This is a genomic window from Pseudomonas sp. ML2-2023-6 (genome assembly GCF_037055265.1).
Taxonomy (GTDB): domain Bacteria; phylum Pseudomonadota; class Gammaproteobacteria; order Pseudomonadales; family Pseudomonadaceae; genus Aquipseudomonas; species Aquipseudomonas kulmbachensis.
In genome coordinates, this window is the sequence record NZ_CP146347.1 from 4,550,671 (window position 1) to 4,567,448 (window position 16,778).

At 60.8% G+C, this 16,778-nt stretch carries 16 protein-coding genes; 14 read left to right on the plus strand and 2 right to left on the minus strand.

Annotated features, from left to right (window positions below; all coding sequences use genetic code 11):
- Window positions 1-21: 21 nt before the first annotated feature.
- The 7 genes from V6L79_RS21170 (at window position 22) to V6L79_RS21200 (ending at window position 5,758) form a co-directional block, all read left to right on the plus strand.
- Complete coding sequence (locus tag V6L79_RS21170) at window positions 22-867, plus strand: amidohydrolase family protein (RefSeq protein ID WP_338579453.1); 846 nt, start codon at window positions 22-24, stop codon at window positions 865-867.
- Window positions 864-1,640, plus strand: a complete 777-nt coding sequence (locus tag V6L79_RS21175) for an SDR family oxidoreductase (RefSeq protein ID WP_338579454.1) — start codon at window positions 864-866, stop codon at window positions 1,638-1,640. The genes V6L79_RS21170 and V6L79_RS21175 overlap by 4 nt, the downstream gene beginning before the upstream one ends.
- Complete coding sequence (locus tag V6L79_RS21180; RefSeq protein WP_338579455.1) at window positions 1,637-1,978, plus strand: L-rhamnose mutarotase; 342 nt, start codon at window positions 1,637-1,639, stop codon at window positions 1,976-1,978. Before V6L79_RS21175 ends, V6L79_RS21180 begins: the two co-directional genes overlap by 4 nt.
- A 160-nt stretch (window positions 1,979-2,138) precedes the next feature.
- Complete coding sequence (locus tag V6L79_RS21185) at window positions 2,139-3,365, plus strand: sugar MFS transporter (protein WP_338579456.1); 1,227 nt, start codon at window positions 2,139-2,141, stop codon at window positions 3,363-3,365.
- Window positions 3,366-3,402: 37 nt separating this feature from the next.
- Window positions 3,403-4,713, plus strand: coding sequence for an MFS transporter (locus V6L79_RS21190; protein WP_321834234.1), 1,311 nt, complete (start codon window positions 3,403-3,405; stop codon window positions 4,711-4,713).
- A gap of 95 nt (window positions 4,714-4,808) precedes the next feature.
- A complete protein-coding gene (locus V6L79_RS21195; RefSeq protein WP_261739280.1) occupies window positions 4,809-5,060 on the plus strand; it encodes a hypothetical protein in 252 nt (83 codons plus the stop codon).
- A gap of 239 nt (window positions 5,061-5,299) precedes the next feature.
- The gene (locus tag V6L79_RS21200) at window positions 5,300-5,758 is read left to right on the plus strand and encodes an REP-associated tyrosine transposase (protein ID WP_261739281.1); all 459 of its coding nucleotides are present in this window, start codon (window positions 5,300-5,302) and stop codon (window positions 5,756-5,758) included.
- Between the two features lie 118 nt (window positions 5,759-5,876).
- Here V6L79_RS21200 and V6L79_RS21205 read toward each other — a convergent pair whose 3' ends face one another.
- Together V6L79_RS21205 and V6L79_RS21210 are read right to left on the minus strand one after the other, a co-directional pair.
- A complete protein-coding gene (locus tag V6L79_RS21205) occupies window positions 5,877-7,145 on the minus strand; it encodes an MFS transporter (protein WP_261739282.1) in 1,269 nt (422 codons plus the stop codon).
- 109 nt (window positions 7,146-7,254) lie between these two features.
- Window positions 7,255-8,211: a LysR family transcriptional regulator gene (locus tag V6L79_RS21210; protein ID WP_261739283.1), complete on the minus strand. Its 957-nt coding sequence runs from the start codon at window positions 8,209-8,211 to the stop codon at window positions 7,255-7,257.
- A gap of 106 nt (window positions 8,212-8,317) precedes the next feature.
- Here V6L79_RS21210 and V6L79_RS21215 point away from each other — a divergent pair, with 106 nt between their 5' ends.
- The 7 genes from V6L79_RS21215 (at window position 8,318) to V6L79_RS21245 (ending at window position 16,660) form a co-directional block, all read left to right on the plus strand.
- On the plus strand, window positions 8,318-9,058 hold the full coding sequence (locus tag V6L79_RS21215) for an SDR family oxidoreductase (protein WP_338579458.1): 741 nt from the start codon (window positions 8,318-8,320) through the stop codon (window positions 9,056-9,058).
- Window positions 9,059-9,174: 116 nt separating this feature from the next.
- The gene (locus tag V6L79_RS21220; RefSeq protein ID WP_338579459.1) at window positions 9,175-10,023 is read left to right on the plus strand and encodes an ureidoglycolate lyase; all 849 of its coding nucleotides are present in this window, start codon (window positions 9,175-9,177) and stop codon (window positions 10,021-10,023) included.
- Between the two features lie 37 nt (window positions 10,024-10,060).
- Window positions 10,061-11,032 carry a D-erythronate dehydrogenase gene (gene denD / locus V6L79_RS21225; RefSeq protein ID WP_338579460.1) on the plus strand — a complete coding sequence of 324 codons (972 nt, stop codon included), beginning with the start codon at window positions 10,061-10,063 and terminating at the stop codon, window positions 11,030-11,032.
- A 220-nt stretch (window positions 11,033-11,252) separates the two neighbouring features.
- Window positions 11,253-12,626: an MFS transporter gene (locus V6L79_RS21230; RefSeq protein WP_261739287.1), complete on the plus strand. Its 1,374-nt coding sequence runs from the start codon at window positions 11,253-11,255 to the stop codon at window positions 12,624-12,626.
- Window positions 12,623-13,507 (plus strand): NAD(P)-dependent oxidoreductase, encoded by an 885-nt coding sequence (locus V6L79_RS21235; RefSeq protein ID WP_338579461.1) that lies wholly within the window; start codon window positions 12,623-12,625, stop codon window positions 13,505-13,507. Before V6L79_RS21230 ends, V6L79_RS21235 begins: the two co-directional genes overlap by 4 nt.
- A 16-nt stretch (window positions 13,508-13,523) precedes the next feature.
- Entirely contained in the window at window positions 13,524-15,308 is a 1,785-nt protein-coding gene (locus V6L79_RS21240) for an IlvD/Edd family dehydratase (protein WP_261739289.1), read from the plus strand.
- Window positions 15,309-15,472: 164 nt separating this feature from the next.
- Window positions 15,473-16,660, plus strand: a complete 1,188-nt coding sequence (locus V6L79_RS21245) for a fumarylacetoacetate hydrolase family protein (protein WP_261739290.1) — start codon at window positions 15,473-15,475, stop codon at window positions 16,658-16,660.
- Window positions 16,661-16,778 lie beyond the last annotated feature (118 nt).

Genomic DNA, 16,778 nt, shown 5'->3' on the forward strand with positions numbered 1-16,778 from the left:
AACGGGCGGAGCACAATAATAATGTCGTCCTCACACGCACTACGGCTCGATGCACACCAGCACTTCTGGCGCTATGACGCCGCGGACTACCCCTGGATAGGCCGCGACATGGGCTGTTTACGCCGCGACTTTCAGCCCGATGATTTGCGCCCGCTGCTGGATGCGGCCGGGTTTGACGGCTGCATCGCCGTGCAGGCCCGCGCCTGTGCAAGCGAGACCGATCAGTTGTTACGGTTGGCTGAACGTTACCCGTGGATTTGCGCCGTGGTGGGCTGGGTCGACCTGTGCGCCAGCGACCTTGAACAGTCGCTGGAACGCTGGGCGCAGAACCCGGCTCTGCGTGGTTTTCGTCATCAGTTGCAGGACGAAAGCGCGCCCGCCGACTTTATGCAAAACCCCGCGTTTAACCGGGGGTTGAACACCTTGCAACGCCAGGGTCTGGTCTACGAAATCCTGGTCAAGGCCAGGGATCTGGGCGCTGCCACCGAGCTATGCCAGCAGCATGACCAACACCATCTGGTGCTCGATCACCTGGGCAAGCCCGATGTGCAGGCCAATGACTGGAAAGCCTGGGCCCAACAACTCGCGCCGCTGGCCGCCCTGCCCCATGTCAGCTGCAAGCTGTCGGGGCTGATCACCGAAGCCCATTGGCAGGATTGGCATAGCGCACAACTGACGCCCTATCTACACACCGCACTGGAACTGTTCGGCCCCGAGCGTTTGATGTTCGGTTCCGACTGGCCTGTGTGCCTGCTGGCCAGCGACTACGCGGCCACCTGCAGCCTGGTTGGCAGTGTCTCGCAGCATGCGGCCATTTGGGGTGGCACGGCGTGCCGCGTCTACAACATTGAGGGAGCGATTCAATGAATCTGTATCTGCAAGACAAGGTCTTTATCGTCACCGGCGGTGGCTCGGGGATTGGCGCAGCTATCTCCTTGGGGCTGGCCGACGAAGGCGCGATCCCGGTTATTTTCGGTCACAGCCCGCTGTCCGATGAACTGGCGCGGCAACTGGACCAACGTGGTTCCCAAAGCCTGTTTGTACAGGTCGAATTGCGCGACGAAGACGCCTGCCGCGCCGCCGTCGCCACAGTACTGCAACGCTTTGGCCGTATCGACGGGCTGGTCAACAACGCCGGAGTCAATGACAGCATCGGCCTTGAAGCTGGGCGTTCAGCCTTTGTCGAGTCACTGGAAAAAAACCTGATCCATTACTACCTGATGACCCACTTGTGCGTGGACGCGCTCAAGGCTACTCGCGGTTCCATCGTCAATATCAGCTCCAAGACCGCCCTCACCGGCCAAGGCGGCACCAGCGGCTACACCGCCGCCAAAGGCGCGCAACTGTCGCTGACCCGCGAATGGGCCACCTCGTTGCTGAGCGACGGGGTACGGGTCAACGCAGTCATTCCGGCTGAAGTCATGACTCCGTTGTACGAGCGCTGGATCGACACCTTTGCCGACCCGAAAGCCAAGCTGGCAAGCATCGTCGAAAAAATCCCCTTCGGCCAACGCATGACCACGAGTAAGGAAATCGCCGACAGCGTGCTGTTTCTGTTGTCGTCACGCTCCTCCCACACCACCGGGCAATGGCTGGTGGTAGATGGCGGCTACACCCACCTGGACCGGGCGCTGACATGAGTCGCCAATGCCTGGCGCTGGACCTGATCGACGACCCGGTGTTGATCGCCGAGTACGAACGCTTGCACCAGCAAATCTGGCCGCAGATCAGCGCCCACCTGCGCCAGCACGGCGTGCTCGACATGCAGATCTGGCGCCTGGGTACACGGCTGTTCATGGTCATGGACACGGCTCCCGACTTCAACGCCGAAGCCTTTGCCCGGGCCGGAGCCAGTGACCCCAGGGTGCAGGAATGGGAAACGCTGATGTGGCGCTTCCAGCAGCCCACACCCTGGACCCGTCCCGGCGAAAAATGGGCGTCGATGAGCCAGATTTTCAGCCTGCACCATTCACCCTGACCCTGACCCTGTGGGAGCGGGCTTGCTCGCGATGCAGACGAATCGGTCTGCCTGACACACCGCAGTGATGCCATCGCGAGCAAGCCCGCTCCCACAAAGTCAGCACCCACAAGTAGATCCACGCAACACCGCTCTAACAACAATAAAAAGGAGATGCGTCATGTCACTCAAGCACTCGAACGTCGCACAGCCATCCTTTGGCCGGGCGGTCACGTCCTATCGCTGGGCACTGATTCTAGTGACCTGCCTGTTCTTTCTCTGGGGTCTGTCCTATGGCTTGCTCGATGTACTGAACAAGCACTTTCAGGAAACCCTGCACGTCAGCAAGGCGCAATCCGGCCTGCTGCAAAGCGCCTACTTCGGCGCCTACTTCCTCATCGCCCTACCCGCCGGTTTGCTGATGGACAAGTACGGCTACAAGGCAGGCATCCTGCTAGGCCTGTGCCTCTACGCCACCGGCGCCCTGCTGTTTATGCCTGCTGCTGCCGCGCAGAGCTTTCAGTTCTTTCTGTTCGCCCTGTTTGTGATCGCTTGCGGCCTGGGTTGCCTGGAAACCGCCGCCAACCCTTACGCCACAGTCTTGGGCGACCCCGCCGGGGCCGAGCGACGCTTGAACCTTGCGCAATCATTCAACGGCCTGGGGCAGTTTTTCGGGCCCTTGATTGGCGGCGCGCTGTTCTTCAGCGGCGCCAACAGCACTGACACCACGCAATCGCTGCAAATGACCTATCTGGTGATTGCCGCCCTGGTGTTGCTGGTGGCCATCCTGATCGCCCGTACCCCGCTGCCCGACCTGCGCGAGCAGGAAGTCCAGGCCCAACAGCACGACCACAAAACCCTGTGGCAGCACCGCGAGTTTGTCACCGGGGTAATCACCCAGTTTTTCTATGTCGGTGCACAGGTCGGCGTAGGCGCGTTTTTCATCAACTACGTCACCGAACACTGGGCACAGATGAGCAGCCAGCAAGCCGCGTATCTGCTCTCGGTGGCGATGCTCAGCTTTATGTTTGGCCGCTTTTTCAGCACCTGGCTGATGGGCCGGGTCAATGCCCAGCTTCTGCTGCTGATTTACGCGCTGATCAACGTGGCACTGAGCGCCGTGGTGGTGCTGGGGATTGAAGGCCTGTCGGTGGTTGCGCTGGTGGCGATGTTCTTCTTTATGTCGATCATGTTCCCGACCCTGTTTGCCATGGGCGTGAAAAACCTCGGCCCGCATACCAAGCGCGGCAGCTCATTCATGATCATGGCCATTGTCGGCGGCGCGCTGCTGCCCTACGTGATGGGCCTGGTCGCCGACCACTCTTCGACCGCCGTGGCCTACCTGTTGCCGATGGGCTGTTTTGTCATCGTTGCGGCCTATGCCCGTGCTGCCCTGAAAAAAATCTGATTGCTGTACTCCACAAAAAAAACAAACGGAGCACCCCATGTCCAACCCTGTATTGCAACAGGCGCTCAGCAAGATTCGTTGGCGCATCCTGCCCTTTGTCGCCCTGATGTTCGCCATGGCGATCATCGACCGTTCCAACATCGGCTTTGCCAAGCACGCCCTTCAGGCCGACACCGGCCTGAGCAACGCTGCGTTTGCGTTGGGCGCGGGGATTTTCTTTATTGGCTATGCGGTATTTGAAGTACCGAGCAACCTGATGCTGCACAAGGTCGGCGCGCGAATCTGGCTAAGCCGGATCATGGTCACCTGGGGTCTGGTTTCTGCGGCCATGATGTTTGCCCACGACGAAACCAGCTTCTACGTCCTGCGTTTTCTGCTCGGTGTAGCCGAAGCCGGGCTGTCGCCAGGCGTGGTGCTGTACCTGACCTACTGGTTCCCGCAGAACCAGCGCGGCTCGGCCTATGGCATTTACTACTTCGGCGTACCTGTGTCGTTGATGGTGGGTGGCCCTGTGTCGGGCTGGCTGCTGGAAACGGCCCAGTTCGGCCTTGCGGGCTGGCAATGGATGTTCGTCACCGAAGGCCTGGCCGCGTCGATCATCGGCGTATTTGCGTTCTTCTACCTGACCGACAAGCCGCGGGATGCCAAGTGGCTGAACACCGAAGAAAAGGCCGCGATCGAACACGAACTGAACAAAGAGCAACTGCTCAAGGCCAACAAGGGCCCGTCGTCTTGGCGCTCGGCGCTGATCAACCCCAAGGTGCTGTACTTCACCTTTATCTACTTCACGATTCAGGTCAGCGTGTATGGCGTGCTGTTCTACCTGCCGACCCGGATCGCCGAACTGCTGGGCACCGGCATTGGCCTGAAAGTCGGCTTGCTGACCGCCATCCCGTGGATTGCTACCGTTATCATGCTGTACGCCGTAACCCGCTACGCCGACCGCAAAGGCCAGCAAACCCGCTTTGCCGCAGTGATGCTGGCACTGGCCGCGGTGGGCATGGTGGGTTCGACGTTGAGTGGCAGCCTGCCGCTGGTGATCCTGGCGTTCTGCGTCGCGGCAGCCGGGTTTATCACCGTGCAACCGTTGTTCTGGACCTTACCAACGCGCTTTTTGGGTGGTGCGGCAGCGGCCAGCGGGATTGCCGTGATTGGTGCGCTGGGCAACCTCGGTGGGTTCCTCGCGCCGACGGTCAAAACCTGGGCCGAGGGCTACTTCAACAACCCACACGCAGGCATGTACTTTTTGGCCGCGACAGCCTTGCTGGGGGCGTTGATGCTGGTGCGTTCTGCCAGGGCCGGGCGTGAACCGGGGAAACTTGCCGTCTCGGCACCTGCGTCACACTAACGGGCGCTAGCGGTATTAACACGGGCCACAGGTGAGATACATTGGGAAACAGTTGGACGCAAAACAATAGCCCGTAATCTCACAAAGGGTGGCCCGTGAATACCAATCAAAAACTGAGAACTTTCGACCTGATTCGCGAAGCGGTACTGCCCGAGTACCGCGACCGGGTGGACGACTACCTGAGCCTCTACGAGCAGGCCCTGGACAGCGAAAACACCAGCACCGCAGAAGTCCACGCCAGCGCCCATCAACTGCGCGGCTACCTGCGCGGCCTGAACACCACCCGGGTGCTGGGCATGGCCGATTGGGAAGAACTTGACCGGCGGGTTACCGAGTCCTGGTTGTAACAGGCTGCGAGCCACCGCCAATTATTTGTGGGAGCGGGCTTGCTCGCGATGCAGGCACCTCGGTGTTTCAGTTACACCGCAGTGATGCCATCGCGAGCAAGCCCGCTCCCACAGGGTTGCATATATGCAACCGTTCACACAAAAATCGTGCGCCATGACATATACGGTTAAACCATGGCCGGTGACCCCTGCCTAGCAGTGACTAGCCTTTGAGGTTTATCAACTCATTGAGCTTTGTCATGCTTTCACCTCCAGCATCCCATCGCCTGCGCCGCGGCCGCTACAGCGAGCAAAATCGCATCTATCTCTTGACCACCAACACTCTGGATCGCGAACCCATCTTCCTGAACTGGCGTACAGGACGGCATGTTGTCCAGCAGTTCAGGCAGGCACAAGAACAAGGCTTCGCGGAATCGCTGGCATGGGTGGTGATGCCTGATCACTTTCATTGGCTGCTAAAACTGCAGCATGGCTCGCTTGATGAGTTGATGTGCCGCACCAAATCGTTGAGCACCCGAACCATCAATCAGGTAACCGGACGCACAGGCAGCCGCTGGCAGCAGGGCTACCATGACCATGCTTTACGTCATGACGAAGATCTAAAGCGGGTAGCCCGCTACGTTATCGCCAACCCTTTGCGCGCCGGACTGATCAAACGAATCGGCGATTATCCCTTGTGGGATGCCCAATGGCTTTGATCCATCAAACCATCCAGAAACCTGTGGGAGCGGGCTTGCTCGCGATGGTATCGACGCGGTTGCTCAGATACACCGCGGCGCCTTCATCGCGAGCAAGCCCGCTCCCACAAAGACTCAATCACGCTGTTGCAAGTGTCGCCAGTGGCGACAACGGCGCCTGTGGCTCCTTGAGCAACGTAAAGTAAGCCAGGGCCGAGCACGCCGCCACTACCGCGCTGATCACGAATGCCGTGGAGAACGAGCCGCTTTGCTGCACGCTGAAGCCGGTCAGGATCGGCGCAATCGAGCCTGCAAGATAACCGCCAAAGTTCTGGATCGAACCAAAGGACGCGACCCGCTCCGACGGCACGATGGTGTTGACGATCATCCAGGCCGTAGCGCTGGAGATGTTGATAAAGAACATGGTCAGGCACAGCAGGATCACACAGGCCACCACATTGGTGGTGAAGGCCACGATCAGGGTAAACAGCGCCCCGCCGAGCAGGCCCAGTATCACCATCAGTTTGCGGCTGGCCAGTACCCGCATGCCGCGCGCCACCAAGCGGTCGCAGCATTTGCCAGCAACGATGGTGCCCAGGGCGCCGAACAGGTAAGCCAAAGATACCACCCAGGCGGTGCGATACAGATCCAGGCCATGCTCGCGTTCGAAGTAGCCGGGCAGCCAGGTGAGGTTGAGCCAGATCATGTAGATCACGCCCATAAACCCGAGAAATGCGCCCCAGGTGTTGCGGTCCTTGAACAACGAGGTCCAACGCACTTTCGGCGCCTTGGCCTGTTGTACCGGCACCGGTTCTGCACGGCCGGTCTCGGCCATGTACTGCGCTTTACTTTTGTAGAACTTGAACCAGCACACCGCCAGCAGCAGGCCCAGGATGCCGGTCAGGATAAACATCCCGCGCCAGCCCAGGTGCACCATAAATACCGTCAACAAAGGCGGCGCCAGGCACGGTCCGATGCAGGTCGAGGACCACACCCAGCCGGTGGCCGTACCCCGCTCTTGTGTATCGAACCACTCCGATAACGCCTTGGCCGCCGAAGGGAACACCGGCGCTTCGCCAATCCCCAGCAACACCCGCAGTCCGACCAGATGGCCGTAGCTGCTGAACAAACCGAAGGCCGCCTGCGCGACCGACCACACCACCAGCGAACCGCCCAGCGCCAGCTTGCTACCGAGCTTGTCGATCAATGCGCCGAGGGGGAGTTGCGAAAATGCGTAGGCAATGGAAAAGGCCGAAAGCATCACGCCCATTTGCATCGGGCTGATGGCCAAATCTTTTTGGATGGTGGTGTTGGCGATGGACAGGGCACTGCGGTCGAGGTAGTTGACCACGCCAATCATAAACAGGAAGAAGATGGTCAGCGTCTTGTAGCTTTTTATTGTTTTCATGCGCGCCTCTAGTGAGCGGTTTTTTATCCTGCAAGGACGCCGCTCACTCTAGTTGCCCACGTTCACACTGCCCAATCACAAGATTCCATCAGTTGATAACTCGTCGTTATCAAGGCGTCTGGCGGGCACCGCGCAGGGCATCCGGGCCACTCAACAGCGCGTCAATAAAGGCTTTCGCAGACCACTGAGGTACTTCATTGCGCCGGATAATCACCCCGTAATCCGCCAGCACCAGCGGAAATGGCAAGGCCAGACGGGTCAAACGCCCGGCCCGGATTTCGGGCTCCACCATCGATTCGGCCAGCATCGCCACCGCTGGGGTGGTTTGCAAAAGTTGCATGGTGGTTTGCAGGGACACGGTTTCCACGGTGTTTTCCGGGGTTTGCATGCCTGCTTCGACAAAGGCTTTCTCTACCCGTGCGCGCATCGGCGTGCCCGTCGGGTAAATCACCCACGGCCAGCTGCCGAGTTCGGCCAGCGGCACTTCACTGGCCCCGGCCAGCGGGTGCTGGCTGCCCGTGACCAGGCACAGCGGCTCCGGCGCCAGCGCCTGGAATTCAAACAACTCACGATGGCGGTCGAGGGTAAACCGCGCCACCACCAGATCCAGCTCCTTGTGTTCAAGCAGAGTCAGCATGTTGGCACTGGTGCCTTCAAGCACTTGCACAGTGAGCAAGGGCCAGTCCTGCTTGACCCGCACAATTGCCGCCGGTACTGCCAGGGCTGTCGCCGCATAGATGGTGCCGACCTTCAGCAAGCCATGCCCGCCCTGGCGCAGATGATTGATCTGGCTGACAAACTGGCCGGTATCGTTCAACGCAATCTGGGCGAACCGGGCCACGTGGCTACCCAGGTCAGTGAGCGTCATGCTGCGCGGCAAACGGGCAAATACATCAAAACCCAGTTGATGCTCGATTTCGCGCAGCATCTTGCTGACAGCCGGTTGGCTGATGCTCATCTCTTGCGCGGTGGCGTGCATGTTTTGCGTACGCGCCAAGGTGTCGATAAGCACCAAATGGCGAAATCGCAGCCAGTTGCACAGCTGGTTAAACCCGACATCCGCCATCCGATAACCTCCGGTTATTAAGACCTGAGAATATCTCATTGGCGATTATCGCAAAGCAATATTAGTGTGCAGTTGTTGCGCCAAATAATAACAACGGACACTTGTCATGAACCTAGCCAACAAACGCGTTCTGGTCACCGCGGCGGCGCAAGGCATCGGCCGCGCCTCGGTACTGGCCTTTCGGGATGCAGGCGCTCAGGTCATTGCCACCGACCTGCATATCGAAACCTTGCACGACATCCCTGGCATTCAAGTCCTGGCTCTGGACGTGACTCAAGCATCCGCCATTGACGCCATCTGCCAGCAGGTGGGGGCTATTGACGTGCTGTTCAACTGCGCAGGCTACGTGCACAGCGGCGCGCTACTGGAATGCGACGAGCAGGCCTGGCAATTCTCTTTCGACCTTAATGTCACCGCCATGTACCGGATGATCCGCGCGTTCCTGCCCGGCATGCTGGGTAACGGCGGCGGCTCGATCATCAACATGGCGTCGGTGGCGTCCAGCGTCAAAGGCGTGCCCAACCGTTTTGCCTACACCGCCAGCAAGGCTGCGGTGATCGGCCTGACCAAATCAGTGGCCGCCGACTATGTGCGCCAGGGCATTCGCTGCAACGCCATTTGCCCCGGCACCGTGGACTCGCCTTCGCTGCGCCAGCGCATCGCCGAACAGGCCCTTGAACAGGGACGGTCCGAAGCCGAGGTGTATCAGGCCTTCGTAGACCGCCAACCCATGGGCCGCATCGGCAGCGCTGAAGAAATCGCCCAACTGGCGCTGTACCTCGCCAGCGATGCCAGCAGCTACACCACCGGCACTGTCCAGGTAATTGATGGCGGGATGAGTAACTGAAACCGTGGGAGCGAGCCTGCTCGCGATGCAGGCACCTCGGTGTTTCAGTGACACCGCGGTGATGCAATCGCGAGCAGGCTCGCTCCCACCAAGAACATTTTGATAAAGGAGCTTTTATGAAACTGCTGCGCTACGGCGATAAAGGTCAGGAAAAACCCGGTCTGCTGGATGCTCAAGGCAATATCCGCGATCTGTCGGCGCACATCGCCGATGTAGCCGGCACGGCCCTTGATGCCACAAGCCTGGACGCACTAAGCAAAATCGACCCCGCCACCCTGCCGCTAGTCAGCGGTTCGCCACGCATCGGCGCCTGCGTCGGCCAGGTCGGCAAGTTCATCTGCATTGGTCTCAATTACGCCGACCATGCCGCCGAGTCGGGCCTGGCGGTGCCAGCCGAACCGGTGGTATTCAGCAAATGGACCAGCGCCATCTGCGGCCCCAACGACAACGTGGAAATCCCCCGTGGTTCGACCAAAACCGACTGGGAAGTCGAACTGGGCGTGGTCATCGGCAAGGGCGGACGCAATATCGACGAAAACAACGCTCTGGAGCACGTGGCCGGTTACTGCGTGATCAATGACGTGTCCGAGCGCGAATGGCAACTGGAACGTGGCGGTACCTGGGACAAGGGCAAGGGCTTTGACACCTTCGGCCCCCTCGGCCCGTGGCTGGTGACTCGCGATGAGATCGCCGATCCGCACCAGCTCGACCTTTGGCTTGAGGTCGACGGACAGCGCTACCAGAACGGTAATACCCGCACCATGGTGTTCCAGATCCCGGCCTTGATTGCCTACCTGAGCCGCTGCATGTCGCTGCAACCGGGCGATGTGATTTCCACCGGGACGCCGCCGGGTGTGGGCCTTGGCGTCAAACCGACACCGGTGTACCTGCGCGCAGGCCAGGTCATGCGCCTGGGCATCAGCGGCCTTGGCGAACAGCGCCAGCTCACCGTTCAAGCCGACTGATACAACGCTCAAACAACTATAAGAAACGGAGCTACACATGCGAATTCTGATCACTGGCGGCACCGGTTTTATCGGCAAGCAACTGGCCCAGCGCCTGCTCGACCTCAACACCCTGACCTTTGAAGGCCAAGCGCCTCGGGCCATTGAACGTATCGTGCTGTTTGACACCTTTGCCGGTGAGGATGTGCCGACTGATCCGCGCATCGAACTGGTAACCGGCGATGTCGCCGACCCCGAAGTCATCGCCCGCGTCACTGATGGCGTGGACCTGGTATGGCACCTGGCGGCGGTGGTCAGCTCGGCTGCCGAGGCGGATTTCGATCTGGGCATGCAGGTCAACCTGCACGGCCTGATGCTGCTGCTCGAAACCCTGCGCAAACAGGGCAACGCACCGCGCTTTGTGTACGCCAGCGGCTTCGCGGTGTTTGGCGGCACATTGCCGGAAGTAGTCGACGACAACACCGTGCTCACCCCGCAATCGTCCTATGGCATGCAAAAAGCCGTGGGTGAATTGCTGGTGGCCGACTATGCGCGCAAGGGCTTTGTCGATGGCCGGGTGCTGCGCCTGCCAACTGTGGCGGTGCGCCCCGGCAAGCCGAACAAAGCGGCATCGACTTTCTTCAGTTCGATCATCCGCGAACCGCTGGTGGGCCTGCCCGCCGTCTGCCCCGTACGCCCGGACACCCGCGTATACCTCACCTCGCCGCGGCGCATCATTGAATCGATGCTGCTGGGCATGACCCTGTCACCGCAAACCCTGGGCAACGAACGCATCATCCCGCTGCCGGGCGTCACCACCACCGTCGCCGATATGGTGGCGGCGCTGCAACGGGTGGCCGGTGATGAAGTAACCAAACTGATTCACTGGGAGCCGGACGCAACCATCCAGCGCATCGTCGAGAGCTGGCCAAGCAAGGTAGAAGCGCCGCGTGCACGCGCACTGGGCTTTACCGCCGACGCGGATTTCGACGCCATCGTGCGGGCGCATATTGAGGACACCGCCAGCTAACACAAGGCGCTCCGTAGCAGCTGACGAGCGGAGCGAGGCTGCGTCCGGCTGCGAAGCAGTCGTGAAATCAGACCCTGCGGTGTGCCAGTCAAAACCGGCTCCCAGGGTTTACGACGGCTACGCCGCCGAACGCAGCCTCGCTCCGCTCGTCAGCTGCTACGAAGGGTTCGTTACTCAAGACTCACGTTACTCACAACAATAAAAAATGAGGTCGTGCCACATGACTACTCCACTCCCCGATGTCTCGGACATCGAACAACAGACGATCAAACGCGTTACCCAACGCATGATCCCCTTTCTTGTCCTGCTGTTTGTGGTCGCCTTCCTGGACCGCAACAACGTCGGTTTCGCCGCCCTGCGGATGAACGAAGACATCGGCATCAGCCAGACCATTTATGGCCTGGGCGCAGGTATTTTCTTCCTCGGTTACTTCATGTTCGAAGTGCCAAGCAACATTCTGCTGCACCGCTACGGCGCCCGGGTGTGGATCGCCCGGATCATGGTGACCTGGGGCATCATCGCCGGTGCCATGGGCTTTTTGCAGACACCCATCCACTTCATCTCCCTGCGCGTGTTGCTGGGTATCGCCGAAGCCGGATTCTTCCCGGGGGTGATTTACCTGCTGTCACTGTGGTTCCCGAGCCGTTACCGCGCCCGCATGATCGCCAGCTTTTACCTGGGCGTACCCATCGCGCAAATTATCGGGGCTCCGCTGTCAGTGGGCCTGATGGAAATGGGCGATGCCTGGGGCTTTGTCGGCTGGCGCCTGATGTACATCGTCGAAGCTGTACCTGCGGTGATTCTCGGCGTGGTGTGCTTCTTCTACCTCACTGACCACCCGGCCGATGCTCACTGGCTGACCGACAAACAGCGCAACTGGCTGATCAACACCCTGGCCCAGGAAGAGCGCAACAAACCGCTGGTAGTGGGCGTGCAACCGACCAAGGGCCAGATGATCCGCAAGGCACTGTGCAACCGTCAGGTATGGCTGCTGGCAATGGTGTACTTCGGGATTACCTCAGGCTCCAACGCGATGAACTTCTTTATGCCAACGGTTCTGGCATCGTTCCGCGGCACGTTCGGGCTGGAAATCGGCCTGATGCAGAACGGTCTGATCACCGCCATCCCGTACGCCGTCGCCGCAGTGGCAATGATCTGGTGGAGCCGTCGCTCGGACCGCCTGCAAGAACGTCACTGGCATGCGGGCGGTGCAGCCATGCTCGCCGCAATTTCCATTGCCGTGGCGCTGTGGCTCAACCAGCCATGGATCATCGTTATTGGTTTCATCCTGCTGGCCATGGGCGTCTACAGCGCCATCAACGTGTTCTGGGCCGTACCGGGGCAAGTACTGACGGGCGTCGGCGCTGCCGTAGGGATTGGCCTGATCAACTCCATCGGTAACCTCAGCGGCTTTATCGGCCCTTACCTGACCGGCTATCTGTTCACTGTGACCGGCAGCTACACCCCGGGCTTCCTGGTGATTGCTGCATTGGTCGGACTGGGTGGCCTGGGCATGGTGCTGATGCCACGTAACAAGGTGTCGCAGATCGGCGCAACCCAGGCATCCGCTGCCGCCGTTGGAGGTAAAGCATGAGTTTGCCAACCGTAGCCTTTATCGGCACCGGGATCATGGGCCAGCCCATGGCCCGCAACCTGCTGCATGCAGGCTTCCCGGTGCGGGCATGGAACCGCTCGCCCGCCAAGGTGCAGGAACTTGCCGCGCAAGGCGCCGAAGTGTTTCAGACCCCGGCTGAAGCAGCAGACGGCGCCCAGGTGCTGATCTGCATGCTCAGCGATGGCCCGACCTGTGACGAGGTGCTGTTTGGTGAAAACGGCTCCACCCAAGCATTAGCGCCCGGCGCGCTGGTGATTGTAATGAGCTCGATTCCGGTCGACACCGCTGCCGCACAGGCACATATGTGCGCCGAACGCGGCCTGCACTACCTCGACGCTCCGGTGTCGGGGGGCGAACGCGGTGCACGGGAAGCCAGCCTGGCGATCATGGTCGGTGGTGAAACGGCGGCCTTCGAACAGGGCTGCGAGGTCCTGGCCGCCATGGGCCGCCCGGTGCACGTTGGCCCGGCGGGCACCGGCGAGCTGTCCAAGCTGGTCAACCAGTTGATCGTCGCCAGCACCATCGCCACCGTCGCCGAAGGCCTGCTGCTGGCCGAGCGCGGCGGCGCGGACCCGACAAAAGTCCACGAAGCGCTGATGGGTGGCTTTGTCGATTCACCGATCTGGCGCCAACACGGCCAACGCATGCTTAACAATGATTTCACTCCCGGCGGGCCTGCCAAATGGCAGCTCAAGGACACCCGTACCGCCCTCGCCCAAGCGCAAAAACTCGGCCTGTCACTGCCGGTAGGCAGTCTGGTCGACAGCTTGTTTGCCGCCATGGTCGAGGCCGGTGACGGCGAACTCGACCACGCCGGGCTGATCCGTCAGTTGCGCCGCAACAACCCTTTGCCCGAATAACTTGCTGGAGCCTGCCATGACCGATTCAACCCCACGCCGCCTGCGCAGCCAGCTGTGGTTCGACGATCCAAGCCACGCCGATCTCACCGCACTGTATGTAGAGCGCTACATGAACCAGGGCCTGACCCGCGCCGAGCTGCAATCGGGGCGGCCGATTATCGGTATCGCCCAGACCGGCAGCGACCTCACGCCTTGCAACCGTCATCACATCGAACTGGCTAAACGGGTCAAGGACGGCATTCGCGACGCGGGCGGCATTCCGATGGAATTTCCGGTGCACCCGATTGCCGAGCAGTCACGCCGCCCGACCGCCGCCCTGGACCGAAATCTGGCCTATCTGGGCCTGGTAGAAGTGCTGCACGGCTACCCGTTGGACGGTGTAGTGCTGACCACGGGTTGTGACAAAACCACCCCGGCCTGCCTGATGGCTGCGGCCACTACCGACTTGCCCTCCATCGTGCTGTCCGGCGGGCCGATGCTCGACGGTTGGCACAAGGGCCAGCGCATCGGCTCGGGCACTGTGTTGTGGCATGCGCGCAACTTGCTCAGTGCCGGCGAGATCGATTACGAAGGGTTTATGACCCTGACCACCGCCTCCTCACCGTCGGTTGGCCACTGCAACACCATGGGCACCGCCCTGTCGATGAACGCCCTGGCCGAAGCGCTGGGCATGTCGCTACCAGGCTGCGCGAGCATCCCGGCGCCGTACCGCGAACGCGGGCAAATGGCCTATGCCACCGGCATGCGAATTGTCGACCTGGTGCGCGAAGACGTACGCCCGTCGCAGATCATGACCCACGCCGCCTTTGAAAACGCCATCGCCGTGGCCTCGGCGCTGGGCGCGTCCACCAACTGCCCGCCACACCTGATTGCCATCGCCCGCCACAGCGGCATCGACCTGTCGCTGGAAGACTGGCAGCGTGTCGGCGAAGACGTACCGTTGCTGGTCAACTGCATGCCGGCCGGTGAATACCTGGGCGAGAGTTTCCATCGTGCCGGTGGCGTACCGGCGGTGATGCATGAACTGGACAAGGTCGGCCGCCTGCACCGCGACTGCCTCACGGTGAGTGGCCGCAGCATGGGTGACGTGGTTGCCGACTGCGTAACCGGCGACCGTGACGTGATCCGCTCCTATGAGGACCCGCTGATGCACCGCGCCGGGTTTATCGTACTCAGCGGCAACTTCTTCGACAGCGCCATCATGAAAATGTCAGTGGTGGGCGAGGCCTTCCGCAAGACCTACCTCAGCGATCCGCTGCAACCCAACAGCTTCGAAGCGCGAGCCATTGTGTTCGAGGGCCCGGAAGACTACACGGCGCGGATCAACGACCCGTCCCTGGATATCGACGAGCGTTGCATTCTGGTGATTCGTGGCTGCGGCACCGTCGGCTTCCCCGGCAGTGGCGAGGTGGTAAACATGGCGCCGCCCTCCAGCATGATCAAGGCCGGGATCGATTCACTGCCGTGCATGGGCGATGGCCGTCAAAGCGGCACTTCAGCCAGCCCGTCGATCCTCAACATGTCCCCCGAATCTGCCGTGGGCGGCGGCCTGTCATTGCTGCGCACCGGCGATCGCCTGCGCGTCGACCTCAATGCCCGCAGCGTCAACCTGCTGGTGGACGAAAGCGTACTCAACGAGCGCCGCCAGGAACCGCTGCCACCGCTGGCCCCTTCGCAAACCCCATGGCAGGAACTGTATCGCCAATTGGTTGGCCAATTGTCCACGGGCGGCTGCCTGGAACCGGCAACCCTGTACTGGCGTGTGATCCCGGAAAACGGCCCACCCCGCCACTCCCACTAAACACTATGGACACATGACCTGACTTGTGGGAGCGGGCTTGCTCGCGATGACAACACCTCGGTTTACCTGACAAACCGCAGCGTCCGCATCGCAGGCAAGCCAGCTCCCACAAAACCTGGGCTACCCCAGAGTTGCCCAATGTACTTTTTTCAAGGATCACGCTAATGCAAACCCTGCAATTGACCGTAAAAAACTCCCTGCCGGATGACTGGCAACGCGCAACACTGGTCGGTCGCGCGTGGTTGCCCGGCGAACGTGGTGGCCCAGCCGTTGTGGTGATTCGTGACGGCGAAGTGATCGACTGTACCGCCCACTTCCCTACTTTGAGTTTGCTGCTGGATAGCGAAAACCCGCTGCAAGCCGTGCGCGAAATCCGAGGTACCTCGCTGGGTAAAATTGAGGCATTGCTGGCCAACAGTGGTGAGCAACGCGACCAGGCCAAACCCTACTTGCTCGCTCCTGCGGACCTGCAAGTGATCAAGGCCGCAGGCGTGACCTTTGCCGCCAGCATGATCGAACGGGTGATCGAAGAAAAAGCAGGCGGCGATGCCCTGCGCGCCGAAGAAGTTCGCGCCCTGGTGCAAGAAGTGATCGGCGACAACCTGCGCGATTTACGCCCCGGCTCACCCGAAGCCATGCGCCTCAAGCAGGTGCTGATCGAACAGAACATGTGGTCGCAGTACCTCGAAGTCGGCATCGGCCCGGACGCAGAAATCTTCACCAAAGCGCCGATCCTTGCGGCGGTGGGCAGCGGCAACGCCATCGGCATCCACCCCGGCTCAAGCTGGAACAATCCGGAGCCGGAAGTAGTATTGGCAGTGGACAGCCAAGGCCGCATACACGGCGCAACCCTGGGCAACGACGTCAACCTGCGCGACTTCGAAGGCCGTAGCGCGTTACTGCTGAGCAAGGCCAAGGACAACAACGCATCCTGCGCCCTCGGGCCGTTTATTCGCCTGTTCGACGAACACTTCAACCTCGACCACGTGCGCCACTGCGAAGTGACCTTGCGCGTCGAAGGCACGGACGGCTACGTACTCGACGGCAAAAGCTCGATGAACCAGATCAGCCGCGACCCAGCGGACCTGGCCGAACAGACACTCAACGCCAACCACCAGTACCCGGACGGCTTCGTGCTGTTCCTCGGCACCCTGTTCGCCCCGACTGAAGACCGCGACCAGCCGGGTCAAGGCTTCACCCACAAGGCGGATGATGTGGTGAGCATCTCGTCACCGACACTGGGCGCCTTGCACAACCGCGTCACAGGTAGCGACCAAGCACCGCAATGGTCGTTTGGAGTTAGCGCATTAATGAAAAACCTGGCGGGCCGGGGGTTACTCGGCCAAGCCTGAAGGGTTGGCTAACAGCAACAAAAAAGGCCCCGCCTGGTAAACAGTGCGGGGCCTTTGCGTATCTGGTGTCCCAGGCGGGGTTCGAACCTGCAACCTTCCCCTTAGGAGGGGTTAGTAT